At 67.8% G+C, this 23,624-nt stretch carries 21 protein-coding genes, 1 tRNA gene and 2 pseudogenes; 8 read left to right on the top strand and 16 right to left on the bottom strand.

What is annotated here, in order from left to right; genetic code table 11:
• Positions 1–14: 14 nt before the first annotated feature.
• From CDO52_RS02175 to CDO52_RS02155, 6 genes and pseudogenes are all read right to left on the bottom strand, one after another.
• Positions 15–974: a ParB/RepB/Spo0J family partition protein gene (locus CDO52_RS02175; RefSeq protein ID WP_033302286.1), complete on the bottom strand. Its 960-nt coding sequence runs from the start codon at positions 972–974 to the stop codon at positions 15–17.
• 373 nt (positions 975–1,347) lie between these two features.
• A pseudogene (locus CDO52_RS27100) lies at positions 1,348–1,998 on the bottom strand (LmbU family transcriptional regulator); the annotation flags it as partial.
• 524 nt (positions 1,999–2,522) lie between these two features.
• The gene (locus CDO52_RS27095; RefSeq protein ID WP_152471881.1) at positions 2,523–2,885 is read right to left on the bottom strand and encodes a hypothetical protein; all 363 of its coding nucleotides are present in this window, start codon (positions 2,883–2,885) and stop codon (positions 2,523–2,525) included.
• A complete protein-coding gene (locus CDO52_RS02165; RefSeq protein ID WP_394340775.1) occupies positions 2,882–3,121 on the bottom strand; it encodes a helix-turn-helix domain-containing protein in 240 nt (79 codons plus the stop codon). Before CDO52_RS02165 ends, CDO52_RS27095 begins: the two co-directional genes overlap by 4 nt.
• Positions 3,122–3,173: 52 nt before the next feature.
• Positions 3,174–4,069: pseudogene (locus CDO52_RS02160) on the bottom strand (IS5 family transposase).
• Positions 4,054–4,701, bottom strand: coding sequence for a tyrosine-type recombinase/integrase (locus tag CDO52_RS02155; RefSeq protein ID WP_198345818.1), 648 nt, complete (start codon positions 4,699–4,701; stop codon positions 4,054–4,056). Before CDO52_RS02155 ends, CDO52_RS02160 begins: the two are co-directional and overlap by 16 nt.
• A gap of 203 nt (positions 4,702–4,904) precedes the next feature.
• Between CDO52_RS02155 and idi the strand changes: the two genes are divergently transcribed.
• Positions 4,905–5,477 (top strand): isopentenyl-diphosphate Delta-isomerase, encoded by a 573-nt coding sequence (gene idi, locus CDO52_RS02150; protein ID WP_017620611.1) that lies wholly within the window; start codon positions 4,905–4,907, stop codon positions 5,475–5,477.
• Between the two features lie 472 nt (positions 5,478–5,949).
• Here the strand turns inward: idi and CDO52_RS27985 are convergent, their stop codons facing one another.
• Positions 5,950–6,129: a tyrosine-type recombinase/integrase gene (locus CDO52_RS27985; RefSeq protein ID WP_017620610.1), complete on the bottom strand. Its 180-nt coding sequence runs from the start codon at positions 6,127–6,129 to the stop codon at positions 5,950–5,952.
• Between the two features lies 1 nt (position 6,130).
• Between CDO52_RS27985 and CDO52_RS27980 the strand changes: the two genes are divergently transcribed.
• Positions 6,131–6,694 (top strand): IS1096 element passenger TnpR family protein, encoded by a 564-nt coding sequence (locus CDO52_RS27980; RefSeq protein WP_198345817.1) that lies wholly within the window; start codon positions 6,131–6,133, stop codon positions 6,692–6,694.
• Positions 6,695–6,978: 284 nt separating this feature from the next.
• Here the strand turns inward: CDO52_RS27980 and CDO52_RS02135 are convergent.
• From CDO52_RS02135 to dnaA, 9 genes are all read right to left on the bottom strand, one after another.
• A tRNA-Ile gene (locus tag CDO52_RS02135) sits at positions 6,979–7,052 on the bottom strand.
• A gap of 156 nt (positions 7,053–7,208) precedes the next feature.
• Positions 7,209–8,153 carry a DUF3566 domain-containing protein gene (locus CDO52_RS28510; protein WP_394340774.1) on the bottom strand — a complete coding sequence of 315 codons (945 nt, stop codon included), beginning with the start codon at positions 8,151–8,153 and terminating at the stop codon, positions 7,209–7,211.
• A 156-nt stretch (positions 8,154–8,309) separates the two neighbouring features.
• Complete coding sequence (gene gyrA, locus CDO52_RS02125; protein ID WP_017620607.1) at positions 8,310–10,877, bottom strand: DNA gyrase subunit A; 2,568 nt, start codon at positions 10,875–10,877, stop codon at positions 8,310–8,312.
• A gap of 59 nt (positions 10,878–10,936) precedes the next feature.
• A complete protein-coding gene (gene gyrB / locus CDO52_RS02120) occupies positions 10,937–12,853 on the bottom strand; it encodes a DNA topoisomerase (ATP-hydrolyzing) subunit B (RefSeq protein ID WP_232524460.1) in 1,917 nt (638 codons plus the stop codon).
• A 322-nt stretch (positions 12,854–13,175) separates the two neighbouring features.
• Complete coding sequence (locus CDO52_RS02115) at positions 13,176–13,634, bottom strand: DUF721 domain-containing protein (protein WP_017620605.1); 459 nt, start codon at positions 13,632–13,634, stop codon at positions 13,176–13,178.
• A 34-nt stretch (positions 13,635–13,668) separates the two neighbouring features.
• Positions 13,669–14,802: a DNA replication/repair protein RecF gene (recF, locus tag CDO52_RS02110; protein WP_017620604.1), complete on the bottom strand. Its 1,134-nt coding sequence runs from the start codon at positions 14,800–14,802 to the stop codon at positions 13,669–13,671.
• A gap of 159 nt (positions 14,803–14,961) precedes the next feature.
• Complete coding sequence (gnd, locus tag CDO52_RS02105; RefSeq protein WP_017620603.1) at positions 14,962–15,867, bottom strand: phosphogluconate dehydrogenase (NAD(+)-dependent, decarboxylating); 906 nt, start codon at positions 15,865–15,867, stop codon at positions 14,962–14,964.
• A gap of 60 nt (positions 15,868–15,927) precedes the next feature.
• The gene (dnaN, locus tag CDO52_RS02100; RefSeq protein ID WP_017620602.1) at positions 15,928–17,067 is read right to left on the bottom strand and encodes a DNA polymerase III subunit beta; all 1,140 of its coding nucleotides are present in this window, start codon (positions 17,065–17,067) and stop codon (positions 15,928–15,930) included.
• 577 nt (positions 17,068–17,644) lie between these two features.
• Positions 17,645–19,342, bottom strand: coding sequence for a chromosomal replication initiator protein DnaA (dnaA, locus tag CDO52_RS02095; protein ID WP_094932180.1), 1,698 nt, complete (start codon positions 19,340–19,342; stop codon positions 17,645–17,647).
• A gap of 850 nt (positions 19,343–20,192) precedes the next feature.
• Between dnaA and rpmH the strand changes: the two genes are divergently transcribed.
• The 6 genes from rpmH to rsmG all read left to right on the top strand — a co-directional run bounded on the left by rpmH (position 20,193) and on the right by rsmG (position 23,622).
• Positions 20,193–20,336, top strand: coding sequence for a 50S ribosomal protein L34 (rpmH, locus tag CDO52_RS02090; protein WP_017620600.1), 144 nt, complete (start codon positions 20,193–20,195; stop codon positions 20,334–20,336).
• 83 nt (positions 20,337–20,419) lie between these two features.
• Positions 20,420–20,800 (top strand): ribonuclease P protein component, encoded by a 381-nt coding sequence (gene rnpA / locus CDO52_RS02085; RefSeq protein ID WP_051060876.1) that lies wholly within the window; start codon positions 20,420–20,422, stop codon positions 20,798–20,800.
• The gene (gene yidD, locus CDO52_RS02080) at positions 20,787–21,110 is read left to right on the top strand and encodes a membrane protein insertion efficiency factor YidD (protein WP_017620598.1); all 324 of its coding nucleotides are present in this window, start codon (positions 20,787–20,789) and stop codon (positions 21,108–21,110) included. Before rnpA ends, yidD begins: the two co-directional genes overlap by 14 nt.
• A 26-nt stretch (positions 21,111–21,136) precedes the next feature.
• On the top strand, positions 21,137–22,072 hold the full coding sequence (gene yidC / locus CDO52_RS02075; protein WP_017620597.1) for a membrane protein insertase YidC: 936 nt from the start codon (positions 21,137–21,139) through the stop codon (positions 22,070–22,072).
• A gap of 146 nt (positions 22,073–22,218) precedes the next feature.
• Positions 22,219–22,734 (top strand): Jag family protein, encoded by a 516-nt coding sequence (locus CDO52_RS02070; RefSeq protein ID WP_094932787.1) that lies wholly within the window; start codon positions 22,219–22,221, stop codon positions 22,732–22,734.
• Between the two features lie 177 nt (positions 22,735–22,911).
• A complete protein-coding gene (rsmG, locus tag CDO52_RS02065) occupies positions 22,912–23,622 on the top strand; it encodes a 16S rRNA (guanine(527)-N(7))-methyltransferase RsmG (protein ID WP_026126150.1) in 711 nt (236 codons plus the stop codon).
• Positions 23,623–23,624: the final 2 nt, after the last annotated feature.

Raw genomic sequence — 23,624 nt, 5'->3', positions numbered from 1 at the left:
GACCGTTTCCTCCGTCAGGCGGTGTCCCGGCCCGCGAGCTGGTCGGCTAAATGCTGCCATGCGGCGGAGCACTCGCGGGCCATGTCGACCACCACGATCCGACAGTGTTCCGGCACGCCGTCCGCGATCTGGGCGATCTGCTCGACGCTGCCTGGGGCGGAGCCGTCGAGCAGGCGAAGCAAGCGTCGGCCGACCTCGGTGAACCGCAGCGATGGGTCCTTGCGCAGCCTCTCCAGTACGCGGCTGTAGTCCGGGCTGGTCCGCTGCGTCGCGGCGGCCGGGCGCAGTTTCACAACGGCCTGCTGCCGGGCAGTTATCGCCGACTCCCCTCGCCGCAGTCTGGCGCGCACATCACTCGCGGTGCCCACCGAAATCCCCGCTGCTTTGGCTACTTCGCGAATCGACGCGTTGGGATTCTGGGCCAGCAGGTCGCCGGCGCGCTGGCGTCCGTCCGTGCCGTCGTTGGGTCGGCTTCGGCCATCCTGCCCAGTTCTGCGCTCGACCGTGCTGGCGGTGGATGACGACCTCAAAGACGCGACAGTGCTGGCCGCCAATCCGGTGATCCGTGCGATCTTGCGGTCGGACCAGTGCGGGTGCGAATTCATGATCAGCGCGGCGGCGGATTTACGCTCATCCATCGTCAACGGCAGGCCGTGCGCACGATTCAGCTCGACCGCGAGGACGAACACATCGGCTGGGGAACCGTCGACGAAAACGACCTCGATCGATTCGTCGCCACGGAGACGAGCCGCCCACAGTCTGTGCATTCCGTCGATGACCCGCCGTGTCTCACGGTGTACGACAATCGGCGGCAGGATATCCTCCGTTTCGGCCAATGCACGAATGTGTTCGGTACTTCCGCCGGACCTCAGTAGTTCAGATGGCGGCAATAGTGAACCGGTCGGGACCCGTTCCTTCTTTCCGATGGTTTTAGGCGAAATCGACGTTATCTCCCCATCACCGCTGTTACTCATATGACCCCCCCATAGGACATAATGATCTGGCCCAGATCAGCGCGTGTACGACATGAGTGACCAGAGGGCAGGTATCGGCCAGGCTGAGCAGCATCAACGCACTTTCATCGCTCATTCGCCGCCGGGCGGCGCAGGGCCTGCGCAAGCACCGGCGGTTACCCGACCTAATGACTACCCGAATGACTCAATTCGGTCCACTTCCAGATCGATCATGGCCATGCCTGACGTAGGCACATTCGCACGGTGTGCGGAATCGCCGGCTCTACCCGGCGCGGCCTGTGAGTGGTTGACGGTGAGCCCATCGCCGACTGTCCCCGGTCGATTCTAAGTCACTGACATCGGCGGCCTGGAGGTCATCGGCGCCGTGCATGCGAATGGCCTCGTCGACGACGAATAGGATCCAGTCCGTCAGATTCAGGTTGCTCACCCGCGCCGCCTTCCTCCACCGTTCGAGACGTAGCTCGTCCAATTGAAGACTGAGCTGAACCTGGCGCCGGAGATTATCTTCCTCGCCCGATATGCTGGTCCGGATCTGTTTGCGCAGCTCGTTCCTCGACCAGTTCAGTCGGACTGCGAAGTCGAGCCAGTGGTCCTGTTCGGCTTCCGAGAGAGCTGCCACTTCCATGTGATGTTGGAACGTGAGACTGTCTCGCCGGCGGGACGGCTCGAATTTTCTCGCGACCCAGGCATAATTTCGCAGCGTTTGGTAGTCGAGTTTGGTCTCCTTCATCGCCTGGCGATATCGGTCACCATACTGGTTCTGCCCGAACACTAACCAATCACCGATCCACCAGGCCGACGAATCGCACACCGCGAGGATCCTTCCGCCGAGGCGGCACCATGCCTCCAGGGAAAGATCTTGCGGGATCTGAAGCCTAGTCCTCTCGGCCGAAACCTCCGGGCCAAGATACGAGGCGTGGCTTGATTGCCTGCTGTCAATGGGGGTAGCGTCCCCTGCAGTCGGTGTCACCGGAGTGGCGCCGCTCCCACCAGTCTTCGAAGCTGTCTGACCAGACACGACCACGATGCCTCCCATTTCCGTCGTCAGGACGAGCTGGTCGGCGAAGCCTTGGTCCATCTCAGACACGCCGCTTCGACCGACCGATAATCAGATTACTAACCTTGATAGTTCATGAGGGGCTGTCAGCAGCCTCGCGCTTTCACGCAACGTCTGTCCGGCTGGTGACCAGGAAAGCAGAAAGTGCTTCTGACCAGCGAGAATGAGGATTGCTGAGGTCCTTGTTCCCGCCAGCGTCGGAGGAACTTCCTAGGTGAAGAAGAGTATCGGGTCGTACCCGCATGTCCGTTCTTGTCAGCGGTGGAGTCCATTCCTCGCGCCCCTCTCACGCAGGTTTCCGACGCCTCCGAAACGCATGACCGTGAGTGTGTTCTTGGTCGCACTAGGTAACAATTACCCGCGCCGATAGTGGCTGGAATAGGAGGCCTTGAACTCCATCCGGCGGTTGCGCTGGTAGGTGGCGCCGGTCGCCTTGTACTCGTGCAGCAGCTCCAGGGGACGAGGCAGAGTCATCGGTGAACAGGTCAAGGTCAGCGAGCACTTCGGCCATCCGGGGGAGCGGAAGCGCGGCGGAAGGACCGGGCGCGGATCTCGCCGAGAAGGACGGGTTGGCCGGGGGAACAGCCGTCCAGCAACTCGGCCAGACCGTCGATCGTGCACCGGGTCGTGGAGGGTGACCAGCCGTGGTCCTCGCCGAGTTCCTTGGCACGGACCGCTGCCGCTTGAAGCACGGGGTTGTCGGAGGTGAGGGCAGGGTGCTGCCAGAGGGGTGGCTGTGCAGTACCGGTCCGCTGCCGTTCGAAGCGGGCTGCGTCCCGGCACTTGCGGCGGCAGTACTGCTTGTGACGGCGGCTCCCGGCCGGGATCGGGCCGCCGCAGTGCAGGCAGGTCACCGTGGCGGCAGCGTGCGGCCGGACTTCGGCCTCGGGGCGACCGAGCGGGCTTCCCCAACGGCGGCGGTCTGCTGCTTGGTGTCGGGCTTGGGCTCGGCCACCGTCTCGGGTTCGGGCTGCAGGGGTTCTTCGCTACCGCAGCCGAGCACGGCGCAGATGACGTCCAGCTCGTCGAGGCGGACGCTGTTGGGCTGCCCGGACCACAGACCCGACATCTTCCCGGCGCTGATGGTCATGCCGCGGGCGGCGTGCAGGCGTTGCAGCTCGCTGGTCTTCCAGATGCCGCGGTTAGGCAGTGTTTTTCGAACGGGTGAGGTCGCGTAGCCAGATCCGTATCGAGGCGAGCTGGACGGTCCCGTCGTAGATCGCGGCGCGCTTGTCGTACCTGGTGGCCACGGCCCGGTTCTGCTTGAGCAGGTTGATCGCCCGTTCTACAGTGTTGCGGCCGCGGTAGGCACCCCGGTCGAAAGCCGGGGGCCGACCGCCCGCCGATCCCCTGCGCCTGCGATTGGCCCGCTGGTCGGCGGGCTGGGCAATGGTCGCCTTGATACCGCGCCTGCTCAGGTGGGAGCGGATCGCCGCTGAGGAGTAGGCCTTGTCCGCGAGCAGCCGGTCGGGCCTGGTCCGGGGGCGCCCGACCGAGCGGGGCAGGTGCAGGGCGACCATCAGCGGCTCGAACATGGGCGCGTCACCGCGCTGGCCGGGGCTGGTCGCGGTCACCAGCGGCCGCCTGCGCTGGTCGGCGATCAGGTGGATCTTGGTGGTCAGCCCGCCCCGGGAACGTCCCAGTGCTTCCGAGCCGTCCGCTTCGTCCCGTACCGCTTCCCCTTTTTCGCGGCTCCGGCGGCGTGGGAGTGGGCGCGCACGCTGGTGGAGTCGATGCCGACCACCAGGTCTTCTCCGGTGGCGGCGTCGATGCGCAGCCGGTCGGCGATCCTTTGCCAGGTGCCGTCCAGGCACCAGCGGCGGTGGCGCCCGGCCGCGGTCTCCCAGGGGCCGTAGCGTTCGGGCAGGTCACGCCAGGGGATCCCGGTGCGGGTTCGGAACAGCACGGCGTTGATGACGCGGCGGTGGTCGGCCCATTGGCCGCCTTTGGGCGGGTTGTCGGGCATGAGCGGGGCGAGCAGGGCCCACTCGGCATCGGTGAGTTCATGACGGCCGGACACGCTCACCAAGATTGCCAGCGCGAGCCCCACTCCACCCGCCGATTCAAAAAACAGGCCCTAGCCGCAGCGAGCCGAAGGTTCCCCTTCATCAACTCGGTCCCTTCCATCAGTCGGCCGCCTGCTGCTGGCCGCGCATCCAGGAGCCCTCGACATGGGTTTGGTGAACGTGGATATACCGGGCGGTTGTGCCCGGTCCAGGCGTGACCGAGGAGCTCCTGGATGGCCAGCAGGCTCATCCCTGCCTGATAGAGCTGCGAGGCGCAGAAATGGCCGAGTACGTGGGGTGTGAGCTTGTCCGACCAGGTCGGCAGGTGTTTCTCGGCGGCTTCGGCCAGGGATCGGCGGAACACATCGGCGGTCACCCGCCCGGCTGAGCCGTCGGCGTTCTTGCGTTCGGAAGGGAACAGCGGGGCACCGGGACGGATGGCCGTGTCGAAGTGGCCCCACACGTCCTCGATGAACCAGCGCAGACTGACGTCGGCGGCGTTGATCAGCGGCACCAGCCGGGCGACCGCGTAATTGCGTGCCGTCGGTGCGAACTTGCGGCAGGTGGCCAGGTCCTGGCGCCACCCGGCGACCAACCGCTCGAGCTCCTCCTCGCTCGCCGGGGCCCGCAGTTCTCGAAGATCCCGCACCGCCGCCAGAGCCAACCCACGCCTCCTCGACTTCACTCACGACAACAGATCGTCAGCAGAGACGATGATGTTTCACTGAGGCTGAAGACGCTTCAGATGCGTGCAGACGGACTGAGAGCGAACGCAGGCCCTGGTCCCAGGCCATACTCGACCGACAAGGGCAACCCGAGGAACTCACGAACCCATCGACTGTGGCTTAAGTGAGATAAGATCCGCGGATGGGTGCTGAGGAAATCGTGCTGCTCAACGAGGCCGACGAAGCCGTCGGAACCGCCCCCAAGGCCGCCAGCCATCACCGCGAGACTCCGTACCATCTGGCGTTCTCCTGTTATCTGATCGATCCGCAGGGTCGAGTGCTGATCACTCGGCGTGCCCTGGACAAGCCGTCCTTCCCCGGCGTCTGGACGGGCAGTTGCTGCGGGCACCCCGGGCCCGGCGAGGGCCTGCGGGACGCCGTGCGGCGGCGGCTACGCGACGAGCTCGGCATCGCCGCCGACGCGATCACGCCGGTGCTGCCGGGGTTCCGCTACCGCGCCACCGCCGACGACGGGCTCGTGGAGTACGAGCGCTGCCCCGTCGTCCGGGCGATCGGCTCCGGCGAGCCCCGCCTCAACCGCGACGAGGTCGAGGAGGCGGGGTGGTGGACCTGGCGGGAGTGTCTCGACCTGGCCGCCCGGCCGGAGTCCTCGCCCTGGTACCGGATGCAGCTGGCCCAGCTCGCGCCGCTCGGCGACCCGCTGAACTGGCCCGACGCCGGAACGGCCGCACTGCCGCCCGCTTTGTCCTGGTAACGCCGCCCGTCCCGCCCGGAAAGCGGCCGAATCATCACCTCTCGGCCGCCAGGAACTCGGCGGGGCTCAACTCGGGCCGCTCCAGCGCCTCGTCGATCGCGCGCCGAGTGAGCCCTACCGCCGGTACCGCCGTTCGCCGTACCGCCGTCGCCGCCGCTCTGTCTGCGTCTCGGGGCGTCGTCGGTGTTCTGGAGGGCGGCTCGGGCAGGCGCGCTTGCCTGCGTTCCCGATGAGCCTCACCGGCTGTCCCACGGGGGTTGAGGTCCTCGTCAGGATCACAGGGGCGAGGGACTGGTGTCGTGCCACCAGGTACCTCCTGCGGCTTTGTCACCTGAGGTGGGATCAATGCGTTGGGTTCGGGCTCGGAGGAGCAGGCGGGCCAGTGTTCCGCCTTTGAGACGGTCGGCCAGGGCGGCGGCGTAGTCGGTGAGCCGCAGCGCGTCGGAGATCGGGGATTTCTGTGGGACGCCAGCTAATCGAAGACGCGCTCGATGACAGCGGTGGTTTCGGCGGTTCCGGCTCGGAAGTAGCGGGCTGAGGTGTCGAGTGAGGCGTGGCCGAGGGCGGCTTGGACTTGGGCGATGTCGGCGCCGTCTTGGCGCAGGCGGGTTCCGTAAGTGTGGCGGCGGCTTGTGGTGGACGCCGAGACCACGGTGGCCGTTCTGCACGAGATCTTGCAGGCGGCGTTCGCCTGGAGCGATGAGGCGCTGCACCGCTTCACCGTCCACGGCGTGGAGTACGGGCTGTGGAGAGGGGGGACACCGGGGTTCTCCACCGACGCCCACCGGGTGCGGCTGTCGCGGTTCGGGCTGCGGGAGGGCGGACGCTTCACATACGAGTACGACTTCTTGGCCGGACGCCGGCTGGACCTGCGGGGTGGAGAACATCCTGGCCTGCTCGCCGGACCTGCGGTACCCGGCCTGCACCGGCGGTGCCCGCCAGGCTCCGCCCGAGAGCTGCCGCGATGTCCGGCAGTTCCTGGAACTGCGCCAGCGGTGGCCGCTGGTGATCGTCGCAGCCGGATGGCCGAGATCTTGGCCCCCGTCCTGGACGCCGACGACGACCAGCCAGTCGGGACCTACCTCGCCGAGCATCGCGAGGAGATGGCCGCGCTGCTAGAGCTGGCCCGCCTGAACGAGTTCGACCACTCCGCGATCAACGAACGCCTGCACGGCCTGGACTTCGATCCAGCCCACGCCGAGGAGGAGCCCCTGTGAAGATCACTGTTCAGGTCGTCGTCGATGCCCAGGACGGCACGGCGCCGACGGCGCAGCAGGTGGCCGCGTTCGCGCGGGAGGAGATGTCCATGGCCAGCGCCGGACTGACGCTCGCCGAGGCGCACGAGGTGCTGTCGGGGGTGCAGGACGACCTGGTCGCCGCTCAGGTCCAAACCGCCGTCTGCCGCGCCATGCCGCAGCGTCCTTCACGGACAAACGACAGACAAATGATCTTGAGCCCAGCCCTCACCACAGAGAACCAGGCTCTGACCTGCAAAAACGTGTGGGCGTACCAGGACTTGAACCTGGGGCCTCATCCTTATCAGGGATGCGCTCTAACCGACTGAGCTATACGCCCTCGCTCCGGTAGAACTCTACCGTATCCGGCGGCCCGGATCGAACGAGATCACCTGGGCAGTGGAAGAAGGGGCGCGGGAGACCGCGTCCCTCTTCAGTTCTTAGTTTACCGCGTTGCGGCGGGTGCTCGGGCCGGGGCGCGGCCCGAGCGGTGGGGTTATTCGGATTCGGTGAGGGTGATGTCGATGCCGCCGACGAGGTCGGCCGAGAGGTTGTAGAGCATCGCGCCGACCGTGGACAGGGCGGTGATGAGGATGATGTTCAGCGCGCCGATCAGGCCGGTGTAGCCGAGGACGCGGGCGGGGGAGAACCAGCTGGCGGGGTTCAGCATGGGTTCTTCGCCCTCGCCGCTGTCGGCGAGTTGGGAGAGCAGGGTGGTGAGGGCGTCGAAGACGCCGAGGGTGGACAGGATCGCGTAGGTCACGGCGACCGCGACGAAGAGGATGATGAAGCAGACGAGGGAGATGACGAAGCTGAACTTCATCACCGACCAGGGTTCGATTCTGCTGACGGCCAGGTGAGCCTTGCGGCTGGACGCGGTCGCCTTGACCGCGGTCGGTCCTTCCTGCAGTGCCGACATCGGCACACCCCCCTGCTGGGAATCGGTCTCCACCGGAGTTTCGGCTACCGGGTTGGTTTCGGTGTCCGCCGGGTTGGCATCGGAGCCACTGGCCGAGGTGGTCGAGGTCGTCGATTCGGCCGGTGTGGTCGGGTCGTTCGAGGTTGTCGAAGTGGCGGTGGCGTCGCCGTCCGCCGGCTCGTCGTCGGACGCACCGGTGTCCGTGGCCGCATCGGTCGCACCGGACTCGGGGGCCGGCTCTGTGGCCGCGTGTCCGGCCGCGGCAGCGTCAGCGTCGGCGGCTGTATCCGCATCCGCGTCGGTACGCGACTCCGCCCCCGTGTCGGCGATCGCGTTCGCGTCGGACGCGTCATCAGTTCCAGAGTCCCCATCGGCTTCGGTGGCCGGTTCCGGAGCCGTGCCCGTGTCCGCGGCCGGTTCGGTGGCCTCATCGGCCGATTGTGCCGTGCTCTCGTCGTCGACCTTCACATCGGTCGGCTCCGGAGCAGCGGATTCCCGTTGCGCATTCTCAGACTTAGCCACGTTACCGCTGGACTTTCCATGTGACGGGTGAAAACCGGGTCAAGGGGATAGCGGGCCGGGCCGGCACTCGGCGGCGACCAGCCCATACGGGGTGCGGAGGGCGACCACCGGCCGTGCCCTCCGCACCATCCATCTCATCATGCTTGATCGCCGACGCTAGGCGTCGGGGTTCTCGGCGGCGTCCTCGACACTCGCGGTCTCGGCCGCTTCCGCCTCGGGCTCCGGCTCATCGTCCGCCTCGGCGTTGCGGGCGAGCGCCACGATGTGGTTCCCCTTGTCGAGGTTCATCAGGCGGACGCCCATGGTGGCGCGGCCGGACTGCTTGATCTCCGAGCTCCGGGTGCGGATGACACCGCCGTTGGAGGTGATCGCGAAGACCTCGTCCTCCTCCGGCGACACCATCAGCGCACCGACGAGCTTGCCGCGCGCCTCGACGACCTTGGCCGTCAGCACGCCCTTGCCGCCGCGGTTCTGGGTCGGGTACTGGTCGGACGGCGTCCGCTTGGCGTAGCCGCCCTCCGTGGCGACAAGGACGTCGGCGGGGCCGTCGCTCTCGCGGATGACGTCCATGCTCAGCAGGTAGTCGCCCTCCAGGAAGCGCATCCCGATGACGCCGCTGGTGGCACGCCCCATCGGGCGCAGCGACTCGTCGGCGGCGGAGAACCGGATGGCCTGGGCGTCGCTGCTGATCAGCAGCAGGTCGTCGGTCGGGAAGACCAGCCGGGCGGCGATCAGCTCGTCGCCCTCGCGCAGGTTGATCGCGATGATGCCGGCCGACCGCGAGGAGTCGAAGTCCCCGAGCCGGGACTTCTTCACCAGTCCCTCGCGGGTGGCCAGCACCAGGTAGGGCGCGGCCTCGTAGTCGCGCAGCGCCATGACCTGCGCGATTTCCTCGTCGGGCTGGAACTCCATGAGGTTGGCGACGTGCTGGCCGCGCGCGTCGCGGGCCGCCTCCGGCAGCTCGTAGGCCTTCGCCCGGTACACCCGGCCCTTGTTCGTGAAGAACAGGATCCAGTTGTGCGTGGTCGTCACGAAGAAGTGCTGGACGATGTCGTCCTGCTTGAGCTGGGCGCCGCGGATACCCTTGCCGCCGCGCTTCTGCGCCCGGTAGTTGTCCATCCGGGTCCGCTTGGCGTAGCCGCCGCGGGAGATGGTGACGACGACGTCCTCTTCGGCGATGAAGTCCTCCATACGCATGTCACCCTCGAACGGGATGATGTGCGTACGGCGCTCGTTGCCGTACTTCTCGACGATCTCGCGCAGCTCGGCGCCGACGATGCTCCGCTGCCGCTCCGGCGACCGCAGGATGTCGTTGTAGTCCTCGATCTGCGCCATCAGCTCGTTGTACTCGTCGGTGAGCGCCTGGGCCTCCAGGGCCGCGAGCTTGCGCAGCTGCATGTCGAGGATCGCCCGCGCCTGGACGTCGTCGATGTCCAGCAGCTCGATGAGGCCGGCCTTGGCCTCGTCGGCCGAGGCACTGGCCCGGATCAGCGCGATGACCTCGTCGATGCGCTCGATGGCCTTGAGCAGCGCGCGCAGGATGTGCGCCCGCTCCTCGGCCTTGCGCAGCAGGTAGCGCGTGCGCCGGACGATGACCTCGATCTGGTGCTCGACCCACAGGCGGATGAGCTGGTCGAGCCGGAGTGTCCGGGGCACCCCGTCGACCAGGGCGAGCATGTTGGCGCCGAACGTCTCCTGCAGCTGCGTGTGCTTGTACAGGTTGTTCAGCACGACCTTGGCGACGGCGTCGCGCTTGAGGACGATGACGAGCCGCTGGCCGGTGCGCCCGCTGCTCTCGTCCTTCACGTCGGCGATGCCGGTGACCTTGCCGTCCTTGACCAGCTCGGCGATCTTCAGCGCGAGGTTGTCCGGGTTGACCTGGTAGGGCAGCTCGGTGACGACGAGGGTCTGGCGCCCGCGGGCGTCCTCCTCGACCTCGACCACGGCGCGCATCGTGATGGAGCCGCGCCCGGTGCGGTAGGCCTCCTCGATGCCCCGGCGGCCCACGATCAGCCCGCTTGTGGGGAAGTCGGGGCCCTTGACGCGCTCGATCAGCGCTTCGAGCAGCTCCTCGTCGGAGGCGTCGGGGTTCCGCAGGAACCAGTCGACGCCGTCGGCGACCTCGCGCAGGTTGTGCGGCGGGATGTTGGTCGCCATGCCGACCGCGATCCCCGCCGAGCCGTTGACCAGCAGGTTGGGGAAGCGCGCCGGGAGCACCACCGGCTCGCTGGAGCGGCCGTCGTAGTTGGGCCGGAAATCGACGGTCTCTTTGTCGATATCCCGCAGCATCTCCATGGCCAGCGGCGCGAGCTTGCATTCGGTGTACCGCATGGCCGCCGCGGGGTCGTTGCCCGGCGAGCCGAAGTTGCCGTTGCCGTCGACCAGCGGCATCCGCATGGACCACCGCTGGGCGAGCCGCACCAGGGTGTCGTAGATCGCGCTGTCGCCGTGCGGGTGGTAGTTACCCATCACGTCGCCGACGACGCGGGCGCACTTGAAGTAGCCGCGGTCCGGCCGGTAACCGCCGTCGTACATGGCGTAGAGCACGCGCTGGTGCACCGGCTTGAGGCCGTCGCGCACGTCGGGCAGGGCACGGCCGACGATGACCGACATCGCGTAGTCGAGGTAGCTCCGCTGCATCTCGACCTGGATGTCGACGGGCTCTACCCGGTGGGCCACCGCTCCGGCGTCCTCCGGGGCTTCGGGAGTGTTCGCATCCGCCACTGGCTCAAATGTTCCTTTGCTGGTGAGTCGTTCGCTACCGAGAGAAAACGAACGCGCGGTCAGATGTCGAGGAAGCGGACGTCGCGGGCGTTGCGCTGAATGAAGGAGCGCCGGGACTCGACGTCCTCACCCATGAGCACGCTGAACATCTCGTCGGCCTGCGCCGCGTCGTCGAGTGTGACCTGGAGCAGCACGCGCCCTGCCGGGTCCATGGTGGTGTCCCACAGCTCGTTGGCGTTCATCTCGCCCAGGCCCTTGAAACGCTGCACGAGGTCGCGCGGGCGCGGGTCCCGCTTCCCGGCCGCCAGCCCCGCGGCGATGAGCTCGTCGCGCTCGCGGTCGGTGTAGGCGTAGTCGGCGTCGGACCCGCGCTGGTCCCACTTGATCTTGTACAGCGGGGGCTGGGCCAGGTACACGTAGCCGGCCTCGATGAGCGGCTTCATGAACCGGAACAGGAGGGTGAGCAGCAGGGTACGGATGTGCTGGCCGTCGACGTCGGCGTCGGCCATCAGGATGATCTTGTGGTACCGCAGCTTCTCGATGTCGAACTCCTCGTGGACCCCGGTGCCCATGGCGGTGATGATCGCCTGGACCTCGTTGTTCTTCAGGATCCGGTCGATGCGCGACTTCTCGACGTTGAGGATCTTGCCGCGGATTGGCAGGATCGCCTGGTAGTGCGGGTCACGGCCACCCTTGGCCGAGCCGCCGGCGGAGTCGCCCTCGACGATGTAGACCTCGGACTTCTCTGGCTCGGTGGACTGGCAGTCCGACAGCTTGCCGGGCAGCGAGGTCGACTCCAGCAGCGTCTTGCGCCGCGTCAGGTCGCGGGCCTGGCGGGCGGCGACCCGGGCGCGCGCGGCCTGGGTCGCCTTGGTGACGACATCCTTGGCCTCGCCGGGGTTGCGCTCGAACCAGTCGCGCAGGTGCTCGTTGGTCACGCGCTGGACGAACGACTTGGCCTCGGTGTTGCCCAGCTTGGTCTTGGTCTGGCCCTCGAACTGCGGGTCGGCCAGCTTCACCGAGATGATCGCCGTGAGGCCCTCGCGGATGTCGTCGCCGGTGAGGTTGTCCTCCTTCTCGCGCACCAGCCGCTGGTCGCGGGCGTAGCGGTTGACGATCGAGGTGAGCGCCGTGCGGAAGCCCTCCTCATGGGTGCCGCCCTCGGCCGTGTTGATGGTGTTGGCGAAGGTGTGCACCGAGGAGGTGTAGGACTGGTTCCACTGCATGGCGATCTCGACCGAGATGCCGTCGCCCTCCTCCTCGAAGGAGATGATCGAGGCGTGCGCGGGGTCCTTTGCGGCGTTGATGTGCCGCACGAAGTCGGCCAGGCCGTTCTCGTAGTGATACGTGTGGACGACCGGGGCGTCGCCGGTGAACTCCGGGCGCTCGTCGCGGATGGTGATGGACAGCCCTTTGTTGAGGAAGGCCGTCTCCTGCATCCGGCGCGCGAGCGTCTCGAAGTTGTAGGTGGTCGTCTCGAAGATCGAGCCGTCGGCCCAGAAGGTGATCTGGGTCCCAGTCTCCTCGGTCGGCTCGTCCTTGGAGAGGTCGGCGGTGGGAGCGCCGTCCCTGTAGTCCTGCGTCCACCGGTGACCTTCGGTCCAGATCTCCGCCGACAGCCGGGTCGACAGGGCGTTGACAACCGACAGGCCCACACCGTGCAGACCGCCGGAGACTGCGTACCCGCCGCCCCCGAACTTCCCGCCCGCGTGCAGCACGGTCAGCACCACCTCGAGGGCTGGCCGCTTCTCCACCGCGTGCATTCCCACCGGGATGCCGCGGCCGTTGTCGGCGACGCGCACGCCGCCGTCGGCCATGAGTATGACCTCGATCGCGTTGGCGTGGCCGGCGAGGGCCTCGTCCACAGAGTTGTCGACCACTTCGTAGACCAAGTGGTGCAGACCCCGCTCACCGGTGGAACCGATGTACATGCCGGGGCGTTTACGTACCGCCTCGAGCCCTTCAAGAACTGTGATCGCTGAAGCGTCGTAGGCCAAGTGGAAACACCCTCCTGCTAGGGACGCGATGAGGACGGTCGGGACGAGGACACGGTGACCCCGGGGAGAGGCGCGCCGACAGGCAGGACCTCACGCCGGACACCGCTCACAAGCCCCAATTCCGGCCACCCACTCTTGGGGCGAGCTTTACCGGCGGAAGCGTCCGAAGAACTCCCCCCATGATACCTCGCGTGCGACCGTAAAGTGGCATCCGCGGCGCTGTGCCGCCTCAGAACGCACGAACGGGAAGGGACCCGAGTCCCCACACATGGGAGCCCTCGTGATCAGTTCCGCGAGGCGTTCAGTGCCCGTTGCGGGAACGACCCCGTCCTCGACCGGGTCCTTGCACCTTGATGGTGTGCACGGTTCCGTCGCCGAGCTCCTCGTTCAGGCGGCGCAGGAGGTCGCGGACCATGGCGCGGGCGTGCGCGGCCATCGTCGGCGAGTCCGCCGCGATCACCAGCTCGCCGTCCTCGTAGGACACCGGGCGCAGGTGCTGGGCGTTGAACTCGCCGACGATCTCCGTCCAGCGGCCGAACACCCCGCCGATCGCCACCTGCTCCTGCCAGCCGTGCTCGACCAGCCACGCGCGCACGGCCTCGCCGAAGGGCTGCGGCTCGTTGCGCGAACGGACCCGGCCGCGCCGCGTCCGGCGGGTGCGCCCGGTGGGAGCGGCGCCCCGCTCCTTGGCCGCGGCCTTCGCCTGGGCGAGCGCCTGCCGGGCCAGGTCGGCCCCGCTCGGCGCGGGATCCCCATCCACAGACTGTGGACGGACATCCTCTCGGCCGACACCGTCACTCACGTTCCACCGCCCCGTCCCGGACGCGGAATCGGGCGCCCTGGAGCTCGGCCGGGATGTCCTCCGGAACCGCCGCGCTGACGAGGACCTGTTCGGCGTGGCGGACGTGCTCGGCCAGCCGGCGCCGGCGCTCGGTGTCGAGCTCGGCGAAGACGTCGTCGAGGATGAGCACGGGGTCGTCGCCGTCGGCGCGCAGCAGCTCGAAGGCCGACAGTCGCAGCGCGAGCGCGTACGACCACGCCTCCCCCTGGCTCGCGTACCCCTTGGCGGGCAGGTCGTCGAGGTTGAGCAGCAGGTCGTCGCGGTGCGGGCCGACCAGGCTGACGCCGCGCTGGAGCTCGGCGGTCCGCGCCTCGGCCAGCGCCGACCGCATCAGGTCGGCCAGGCGGTCGCGGTCGGCGGGCGGGTGCGGATCATCGGGCGCCGCGGAGCACCGATAGTGCAGCACCGGCGGACCGCCCGACGTGGTGAGCTCGCTGTAGGCCTTGGCGACCAGCGGCTGGAGCTCAGCGACCAGGGCCAGCCGGGCGGCGAGCAGTTCGGCACCGGCCTCGGCCAGGTGCTCGTTCCACACGTCGAGGGTGGACAGGTCCGGCTCGGAGCGCTGCTTGAAGAACTGGGCCGAGGCCGACTTGAGCAGGGCGTTGCGCTGCTTGAGGACGCGGTCGTAGTCGGACCGCACCCCGGCCAGGCGGGGGGCGCGGGCGACGAGGAGGTCGTCGAGGTAGCGGCGGCGCTCGCCGGGGTCGCCCTTGACGAGGGCGAGGTCCTCGGGGGCGAACAGGACGGTGCGCAGCACGCCGAGGACGTCGCGGGGCCGGGTGGCGGGGGAGCGGTTGAGCCGGGCGCGGTTGGCCTTGCCGGGGTTGATCTCCAGCTCGATGACGGCCTGGCGGTCGTCCTTCACCACGGCCGCGCGCACGATGGCGCGGTCAGCGCCCTTCCGGACCAGCGGGGCGTCGGTGGCTACGCGGTGGCTGCCGAGGCTGGCGACGTAGCCGATCGCCTCGACGAGGTTGGTCTTGCCCTGGCCGTTGGGGCCGACGAACGTCGTGACGCCCGGGCCGAGCTCCAGGTGCGCGGTTTCGTAGGACCGGTAGTCGGCCAGTTGCAGGTGCGAAACGTACATCTGGCCTCTTTCTCCTCGTCCGTTCCAATCGCCCCATACCCTCGAGTTTCACGTGAAACATGAGGGCGACCGCGGCGGGAAACACGGCCCGCCGGGGGTGCCGACCGGCCCCGGGAAGCACCCGCGCGCAGCCAGGACCGGGTCGTCGGCGTCGGTCGGCTAGGAGCGGGGGGTCCGTGCGGGGTCGTCGGTGGTCTTGGCCACGGCGTGGCCACCGAACTGGTTGCGCAGTGCCGCGATGACCTTCATCGCCGGGCTGTCCTCCTGACGGGAGGCGAACCGGGCGAACAGCGCCGAGCTGATCACGGGAGCCGGGACGGCGTGGTCGACGGCGGCCTGGACGGTCCACCGGCCCTCGCCGGAGTCCTGCGCGTAGCCGCGCAGTTCGTCGAGCTCGGGGTCCTCGTCCAGCGCCCGGACCAGCAGGTCCAGCAGCCAGGACCGGACGACGGTGCCCTCGCGCCAGCTATCGAAGGTGCCCGGGACGTCGTCCACGATATCGGAGGCGGCCATGAGCTCGTAGCCCTCGGCGAAGGCCTGCATCATGCCGTACTCGATGCCATTGTGCACCATCTTGACGAAGTGCCCGGCGCCCACACCGCCCGCGTGCACGAAGCCGCCGCCGGCGTCGGGGGTGAGCGCGTCGAAGATCGGCCGGGCGCGGTCCACGTCCTCGGCGGCGCCGCCGACCATGATGCCGTAGCCGTTCTCGCGGCCCCACACGCCGCCGCTCACGCCGGCGTCGACGTAGGAGACGCCCGACTGCTTCAGGATGTCGGCGCGCTTGCGGTCGTCCACATAGTGGGAGTTGCCGCCCTCGATGATGAGGTCACCGGCGTCCAGCAGGTCGGAGAGCTTCTCGATGGCGGTGGCGGTCGCCTCGCCCGCCGGCACCATCAGCCAGATGACGCGCGGCGCGTCCAGGCGCTCGACCAGCGCCTCCAGGCTGGCGGCGTCGCGCAGCTCGGGGTTGAAGTCGAAGCCGACGACGTCGTGGCCCTTGTCGCGGAGCCGGGCGGCCATGTTGCCGCCCATCTTGCCGAGGCCGACCATACCAAGTTGCATTCGTGATCCCCCTGAACCACCTGTGGATATGTCGCTACTGCCGACGCCTTGAGCTGGAGGTCAGCTGGAGAGACGGACCGGCATGATCAGGTACCGGTAGTCGGAGGCGGGCGCGTCGTCGGCCGGCTTGCCGGTGATGATCGCGGGCTTGGTCGACGTCGTGAACTGCAGCCGGGCGACGTCGGAGTCGATGGCGTTGAGGCCGTCGATCAGGAACGCCGAGTTGAACGCGATCTGGATGTCCTCGCCCTCCAGAACGGCGTCGAGGGCCTCGACGGCCTGGGCCTCGTCGCCGGTACCGGCCTCCAGGACCAGCCGGCCCTCGCTGAAGTCGAGGCGCAGGGGGGTGTTGCGCTCGGCGACCAGCGAAACGCGCTTGACGGCCTCCAGGAACTCCGACTTCTGCACCTCGGCGACGGTGTCGAAGGAGTCCGGGAGGAGCGCGCGGTACTTGGGGAACTCACCGTCGAGCAGCCGGGTGGTGGTGCGGCGGCCGCCGCCCTCGAAACCGATCATGCCCTCGCCGCTGTCGGCGCCGGACAGCGCGATGGACACCTCGGCGCCGCTCGTCAGCGATTTGGCGGTGTCGTGCAGGGTCTTGGCGGGCACGAGCGCGACGGCGGAGAGCTCCGGGTTCTCCGGCTTCCAGGTGAGCTCGCGGACGGCGAGGCGGTAGCGGTCGGTGGACGCCAGCGTGACGGTATCGCCCTCGATCTCCACCCGGACGCCGGTGAGCATCGGCAGGGTGTCGTCGCGCCCCGCGGCGACAGCCACCTGGCTGACCGCGGCGGCGAACGCGTCGCTGCCGATGGAGCCGGTGAGCCCCGGCATCTCCGGCAGGGTCGGGTAGTCCTCCACCGGCAGGGTGAGGAGGGTGAACTTGGCGCTGCCGCAGGCCACGACGACCTTGGCGCCGTCGGTACTGATCTCCACCGTCTGTGGAGGAAGGTTGCGGGTGATCTCGGCGAGGAGGCGGCCGGAGACCAGGACGGTCCCCGGTTCCTCGATGTCGATCTCCACGGAGACCTGGGCCGAGACCTCGTAGTCGAAGGAGGACAGCTTCAGCCGCTGTCCGCGCTCGCCCTCGCTCGCGTCCAGCAGCATCCCCGCCAGGACGGGGACCGACGGCCGGACCGGCAGGCTACGGGCGGTCCAGGCGACTGCGTCGGCCAGTACGTCGCGTTCGACCCGGAACTTCACTATCCGACTCGCTTTCCTCGAAACCTAGGGGACCCCCTGTGGAGAAGCACGCCAGAGGGGACGGCTTCACACGGTACCCGTACTCGACCGTCCTCGGTGCCCGCAACACCTCATCGGATCGGACTCGCCTCGATGCCGGGCGGGGGCCATCGAGCCGTCCGGAGCTTGTCCACAGATCTGGGGGAAACCTGATTGAGAAGCCACGTGGGGTCTATAGGTAGGCGTCGTAGTAATAGGGGCTGTGGATACTGTGGATAAGCACTGTCGACGCAGGTGAACGGCGATTTTTTATCCACCGCGCTTGGGGACGGCGGCTGGGGATAACTCGTCGCTCTGTGGACGGGGATCGGTGTTCCACACGTTGTCCACGGGTTGTCCACTGCTTATCCACCGGTTATCCACCGGCTACCCACAACGCCCGGGGATAGGTCATCCCATGGTCGGTCACGTTGCCCACAAGCCGCCCACAGCTTGCCCACAGGATCGGCGCTCTCGTCCCCAGGGTTATCCACCGGTTATCCACAGAAAATGGCCATCCTCTGGGGATAACTCGGCGGCAGCGCCGGGAATTTCGGGGTCAGATATTCCGCGACTGCTGTTTGATCCGGTTGGTGAGTTCCGTGACCTGGTTGTAGATCGAGCGGCGTTCCGCCATAAGGGACCGGATCTTGCGGTCGGCGTGCATGACCGTGGTGTGGTCGCGGCCGCCGAACTGCTGCCCGATCTTGGGCAGGGACAGATCGGTGAGCTCCCGGCACAGGTACATCGCGATCTGCCGGGCGGTGACCAGCACCCGGGAGCGCGAGGTTCCGCACAGGTCGTCGACACTGGTGCCGAAGTAGTCGGCGATCTCGGCCTTGATGGCCGCGGCCGTGATCTCCGGCCCCTCGTCGTTGGGGATGAGGTCCTTGAGGACGATGCCGGTCAGGTGCAGGTCGACCGACTGCCGGTTGAGGCTGGCGAAGGCGGTCACCCGGATGAGCGCGCCCTCCAGCTCGCGGATGTTGGTGGAGATCTTGCTGGCGATGAACTCCAGCACCTCCGGCGGCGCCGCCAGGCGCTCCTGGGCCGCCTTCTTGCGCAGGATGGCGATCCGCGTCTCCAGCTCCGGCGGCTGGACGTCGGTGATCAGTCCCCACTCGAACCGGTTGCGCAGCCGGTCCTCCAGTGTGACCAGCTGCTTGGGCGGCCGGTCGCTGGAGATGACGATCTGCTTGTCGGAATTGTGCAGGGTGTTGAAGGTGTGGAAGAACTCCTCCTGGGTCTGCTCCTTGTTCTCCAGGAACTGGATGTCGTCGACCAGGAGGACGTCGATGTCGCGGTAGCGGCGGCGGAAGCCGTCGGCCTTGCCGTCGCGGATGGAGTTGATGAACTCGTTGGTGAACTCCTCCGAGCTCACGTAGCGCACCCGCGCCCCGTCGTAGAGGCGCTGGGTGTAGTGGCCGATCGCGTGCAGCAGGTGGGTCTTGCCCAGCCCCGAGCCGCCGTAGATGAACAGCGGGTTGTAGGCCTTGGCGGGGGCCTCGGCCACGGCGACCGCCGCCGCGTGCGCGAACCGGTTGCTGGAACCGATGACGAAGGTGTCGAACGTGTACTTCGGGTTGAGCCGCGCCGGTTCCCCGGACGACGCCGCCTGCCCGTCCGTACCGCCGGTGTCATCGGCGCCGCCGGGGGCCTCCGTGGGGACGATCCCGCCGCCTCCCGCCGGCTGGTCCTCCGCCGGGACGTCGGTGGGCGCGGGCGGTGCGGCCGGGGTCTCCCAGCGGTTGGGCGCGAGCAGGTCCTCGCCCTGGTCGGACGGTGCGGCGCCGGGGTCTCCATAGGGCTGTGGATAACCAGAGGGGTCCTGCGCGGCCTGCGGCGCGTACTGGGGGGCCGCGGGCTCGTTGAAGGGCGCGGGCTGCGGTGCCGCCGGGCGGGTGAACGGACCGCCGGGCAGCGGCTCCTGGGTCGCGGGCGGTGCCGGAACGTCCCGGGGGACGGCCGGCGTGGTGGGCGGCGCGGGCTGCACGGCGGTCGGGTCGACGGTGACCGCCACCCGGATCTCGCGCCCCAGCGCGGCGGAGAGGGCCTGGCTGATGGCCGGACGCAGCCGGGTCTCCAGGACCTCCTTGGCGAACTCGTTCGGCGCGGCCAGCAGCGCGGTGTCCTCGATCAGCCCGAGTGGCCGGGTTTGCGGGAGCCACGCCCGCTGCTGCGGGGGAAGCGTGCTGTTGTCGAGGCTGTCCAGCACACTCGACCACACCATTGGGAGGTTGACCTGTGCCTCAGACACGGTGACCTGCCATGGTTCGTCCCCTTTTCACCTGGTCTTCTACTTCTCCTGACACACCCGAGCGAGACTGCCCCGGACGCACCATTGTCCCCGTTGCTCGGACCCTCACGGGACGGGGGCGAATCCTCCGTCACCAAGGGTGGCCTGTGGGTAACCAGGGGTCCAACTGTGGATTGGCTGTGTACGGCCGACGCCACGTTCGCGGCGAGGATTTTCGGTTGCTCGGCGGGAGTTCCACAGCTTTAGCGGATGATCCACAGGTTGTGCACACCGTTATGCACAGCCTCCCAGATGTCCGACGGTGCGGGTGAGTTATCCACAATCCGCAGTTCAACCCGGAGTCGGGCTGGGGGTAATGGGGGCGAATCCACAGGTCGGGGCATGGAGCACGGCGGGTTGTCCGCCTCCCACGTTATCCACAGACCGGGGTGGCATGTGGGAAGCCCACAGTCTGTGGAGAACCCGTTATCCACAGACCCGGATTTCTGTGGACAGAGTCGGCGCGCACTGGGTTCCCGTGCTCGTTGGTGGCGCTGCGTAGTGGTGGCCGGGGCCACGCCCGCGGGTAGAGTCGGAGCCGGTACGGGAGGGACACGTCGTCCCTGGTCGCCCGAGGAGTCGATTTGACCGGTGCGGGCACAGCCCGTATCTTCTTTATGCTTGAGTCGCTATCCGTCTGCGGTCCGCCGTTGCCCGGGTGCAGCGTTCGGATCCAGCGACGTGGCGGCGCGAGCGGGCGATGTTCTCTGCCTCGAACGTCCCCGCGACGTCGACCAAGCTCAGACATCAGGGTCCCGCTCGCGTGGGGCCTGCCCGTAGTACTTCCATAAGACGCCCCTGGAGTCCAGCAGTGAGCAAGCGTACGTTCCAGCCGAACAACCGGCGCCGCGCGAAGGTCCATGGTTTCCGCCTGCGCATGCGCACTCGCGCCGGCCGCGCGATCATCGCTGCGCGCCGGAACAAGGGGCGCGCCCGGCTGACCGTGAGCCAGTAGTCGCCACGAGTCGATCGTCTCCTTAAAGGACCGGTCTGCCCGTCCGGCAGCCGGTCCTCTTCGTGTGTTCAAGGACCGTACCGATGTTGTCGCCCCGAAATCGTATGCGGCACAGCGCCGAGTTCGGTCTTGTCATGCGCAAGGGCAGGCGGGCCGGGCGCCAGGCGCTCGGCGCCGTCTACCTCGCGCCACCGCCCGACGACACCGCCCGGGAGGAGCCGCCGAGGGTCGGGTTCGTCGTCAGCAAGGCGGTCGGCGGAGCCGTCGTCCGCAAGCGCGTACAACGGCGGCTGCGCCACCTGATGCGGGAGCGGATCGGTCACCTGCCCGGGGGTAGCCTGCTAGTAGTGCGGGCCAAACCCATGGCCGCATCCCTTGGATACGACGTCTTGGCCGCACAGCTCGACAGCGCACTGAACGCGGTGACGCGTCCCCGGGAGAAGCGGGTTCATGACCGACGGTAGAGGAGATGTCGCGGCGCGGCTGCTGATCCTGCCCATCCGGGTCTATCAGCGGTTCATCAGCCCGTTGTTCCCTCCGACCTGCCGTTTCTATCCGTCCTGCAGCGCATACGCGGTGGAGGCGCTGCGAGAGCATGGAGCGGCGCGTGGGACCTGGCTGACCGTCCGGAGGATCGGCCGCTGCCACCCCTTCCACCCGGGCGGGCTCGACCCCGTTCCACCGGGGCGGAGCGCGCGCGGTCGGAACGTGAACGAGGATGCCGCGGGCCGCGGGACCGGCGGTGACGTGGAACCCGGCTCAACGGGCCTGTAGCAACCGAAGGAAAAGGGAGTTGGCCGGTGCTGGACTGGCTTTACAACATCGTCGGCTGGGTGCTGATCCAGATCCACGCGGGTCTGACATTCGTGGGGCTGAATCCGGACAGCGGCTGGGCGTGGGGTCTCTCCATCGTCCTGCTGACCGTCCTGATGCGCGTGATCATGGTTCCGCTGTTCGTGAAGCAGATGCACACGCAGCGGAAGATGCAGGACATGCAGCCGCAGATGATGAAGGTGCGGGAGCGCTACAAGCACGATAAGCAGCGCCAGCAGCAAGAGATGATGAAGCTCTACCAGGAGAGCGGCACCAACCCCGTCATGGGCTGCCTCCCGCTGCTGCTGCAGATGCCCGTCTTCTTCTCCCTGTTCAGCGTGTTGCGCAGCGTCGCCGAGGGGAACGCGCGCTACGGGTTCACCGAGGACCTCGTGCACAGCGCCCAGGGCGCGATGATCTTCCACGCCCCGCTGGCCGCGCAGTTCACCAGCACCACCGCCGAGCTGAACCAGTACGGCGCCGTCAACCCCGTGATGGCGAAGGTCGTCATCGCGATCGCCTGTGTCGTCATGGGGACGACGACCTTCCTGACCATGCGGCAGAGCATCAAGCGGAGTACGGCGCAGATGCCGGACAACCCGATGATGCAGTCGCAGAAGATCATGATGTACCTGGCTCCGGCGTTCGGCCTCTTCGGCCTCGCGATGCCGATCGGTGTCCTGATCTACTGGGTCACGTCGAACTCCTGGACCATGGGCCAGCAGCACTTCCTCTACAAGAAGCACCCGGCCGGCGCGCCCGCGACCGCCGCGAGCAACGGCAGCGCGAACAGTTCCGCGAAAGGCCTGTTCGGGAAGCGCACTGAGTCCGAGCCTCAGCCGGTCGAACAGCCTAAGATCGAGCGTAAGCAGCCGAAGAAGAAGTCGCGGGCGAAGCGCGGTGGCGGGAACCCGCGGAAATAGGGTCATCGACGGCATCGGTGACGCGCAGGCGTAGCAGGCCCTCGACGCGCGTCCCCAGCCAACCGGGATGTGAAGGAGACAGCTTGCTCGTGAGCAACAGCAATAGCAACACAGCCAACGCGGAGGAGCCCCGCGGCAGTGTCGCGGTGGCGGACGCGCCTGAGCAGGAGGACCGGGACGACACGGTGGAGCCCGCCACCGATATCGAGGCGCTGGAGCGCGAAGGTGATATCGCGGCGGACTACATCGAAGGCCTGCTCGACATCGCCGACTTCGATGGCGACATCGACATGGACGTCGAGGGCGACCGTGCGATGGTCTCCGTCGTGGGAGCCACGCTCGATGAACTCATCGGCGACAAGGGCGAGGTCCTGGAGGCCATGCAGGAGCTGACGCGTCTGGCGGTGCACCGCACCACCGGCAACCGCAGCCGGCTGATGCTGGACATCGGCGGGTACCGCGAGGGCCGCCGCAAGGCGCTCACCCGCATCGGCAAGGAGGCGGTCGACGAGGTGAAGCGCAGCGGTGAGATCAAGCCGCTGGCGCCGATGAGCCCCTTCGAGCGCAAGGTGGTGCACGACGCCGTCGCGGCGGCGGGACTGCACAGCGAATCGGAGGGCGAGGAGCCCAACCGGTACGTCGTCATCCACCCCGTGGATTAGTCACCGACGGCGTCCCATGCCGAGGTTTCACGTGAAACTTCAGCGCCCCTCACGCGTAGGATCGTGGGGGGCGCTTTGCATTGCTCACTCCCCCGATTCCCTGCATTCAGCCGTCACGGCGACAGGTCGACATCTCGACCTGGAGATCAATCGATGAAGAGACCAAGGTGGTGACTCATGACCTCGGGTGCTGACACTGCACCGCCTGCGGAGGCGAGTGCTCTGTTCGGTTGCGCCCTGCCTGTGGTCACGCGTTACGCGGAACTGCTCGCGAGCGCCGGGGTGGAGCGCGGGCTGATCGGCCCGCGCGAGGTGCCTCGGCTCTGGGAACGGCACTTGATGAACTGCGCGGTGGTCGAGGAGCTGATTCCGCAGGACGCGGAGGTCATCGATATCGGTTCCGGTGCGGGTCTGCCGGGCGTCGTACTGGGGATCCTCCGCCCGGATCTGCGGATCGTTCTGCTCGAACCCCTCCTGCGTCGTACGGTGTTCCTGCGCGAGTGTGTGGAGCTGTTGGGCCTGGAGAACGTCACCGTTCGTCGCGGCCGGGCCGAAGATGTCAAGGGAGAGCTGGAAGCCGACTTCATCACCGCCCGCGCGGTGGCGCCTCTGACGCGGCTGGGCGGGTGGGCGCTGCCGCTGCTGCGACAGGGAGGCAGTCTCCTCGCGCTCAAGGGAGAGCAGGCCGCGAGCGAGCTGGAGGAGGCGCGCGCGGATTTGATGAAACAACGCCCCTGCGTCGCCGATGTGATTCGGGTGGGGAGCGGTAAAGTCGATCCCGCTACCACGGTCGTTCGCGTCACTGTCACGTCCAAGAGCGACCAGACCGCTCCGCCCAGGCAGCACCGTGCGCCGGGCGGCAGAAAAAAGCGCGGACGGAAGAGGTGAAC

Source organism: Nocardiopsis gilva YIM 90087 (assembly GCF_002263495.1).
GTDB classification, from domain to species: Bacteria; Actinomycetota; Actinomycetes; order Streptosporangiales; family Streptosporangiaceae; genus Nocardiopsis_C; species Nocardiopsis_C gilva.
Note: the sequence above shows the minus strand (reverse complement) of the source record. Positions and strands in the feature narration are given on the sequence as shown.

What these genes read in the sequence shown, in the direction of transcription:
- CDO52_RS02175 (WP_033302286.1), bottom strand. Translation starts at nt 974, where the DNA reads ATGAGTAACAGCGGTGATGGGGAGATAACGTCGATTTCGCCTAAAACC.
- CDO52_RS02165 (WP_394340775.1), bottom strand. Translation starts at nt 3,121, where the DNA reads ATGACCATCAGCGCCGGGAAGATGTCGGGTCTGTGGTCCGGGCAGCCC.
- idi (WP_017620611.1), top strand. Translation starts at nt 4,905, where the DNA reads ATGGGTGCTGAGGAAATCGTGCTGCTCAACGAGGCCGACGAAGCCGTC.
- recF (WP_017620604.1), bottom strand. Translation starts at nt 14,802, where the DNA reads ATGTACGTTTCGCACCTGCAACTGGCCGACTACCGGTCCTACGAAACC.
- gnd (WP_017620603.1), bottom strand. Translation starts at nt 15,867, where the DNA reads ATGCAACTTGGTATGGTCGGCCTCGGCAAGATGGGCGGCAACATGGCC.
- rnpA (WP_051060876.1), top strand. Translation starts at nt 20,420, where the DNA reads ATGTTGTCGCCCCGAAATCGTATGCGGCACAGCGCCGAGTTCGGTCTT.
- yidD (WP_017620598.1), top strand. Translation starts at nt 20,787, where the DNA reads ATGACCGACGGTAGAGGAGATGTCGCGGCGCGGCTGCTGATCCTGCCC.
- rsmG (WP_026126150.1), top strand. Translation starts at nt 22,912, where the DNA reads ATGACCTCGGGTGCTGACACTGCACCGCCTGCGGAGGCGAGTGCTCTG.